The 464-nt window shown below is 37.5% G+C and carries 1 protein-coding gene; it reads right to left on the bottom strand.

The window, feature by feature from the left end; translation table 11 throughout:
- Position 1 precedes the first annotated feature (1 nt).
- Positions 2–464: hypothetical protein (locus EI164_RS16710; RefSeq protein WP_225739378.1), on the bottom strand; the 463-nt coding region annotated here is incomplete at its 5' end.

Raw genomic sequence — 464 nt, 5'->3', positions numbered from 1 at the left:
ATTACAAGCCGCTTAATTTAGCTTGATGGTGACAACTACCTTGAAAAACTCCGTTGTCTTCGATATCATTTTCAAGTTTATCGCCTAACAACTCAAAGCCGCTACCAGCGTTAATTTGACTTTTTTCACTTAGTAGATTATCTCCTTTAATAGTGAGATCTTTTCCAGATACGATTCGTGATGGATCTGATGTTGCCACCTCATCAGTATAGGTTACTTCATTGAATCTAAACTCGTTATAGTCTTCTCCTATCTTTTCGTTGGTACCTCGTACGTATAAATCTTCACCTTTGCTATCCCAATACACCTCATCTCTTCTATACTTTGTACCAGAAGAGTTTTTTGCATATAGAACCACACCATCATTGCGTTCAACTTCTACAGTGTTTACCAACCAGTCTGCATTTACATTATTAGGACTTACGCAAAACCAGAGATATATTGCCAACCTAAAGCATAGCGTA

Origin of the sequence: Psychrobacter sp. FME13, assembly GCF_014861395.1 — a bacterium.
In the GTDB taxonomy this organism is placed as follows: domain Bacteria; phylum Pseudomonadota; class Gammaproteobacteria; order Pseudomonadales; family Moraxellaceae; genus Psychrobacter.
Note: the sequence above shows the minus strand (reverse complement) of the source record. Positions and strands in the feature narration are given on the sequence as shown.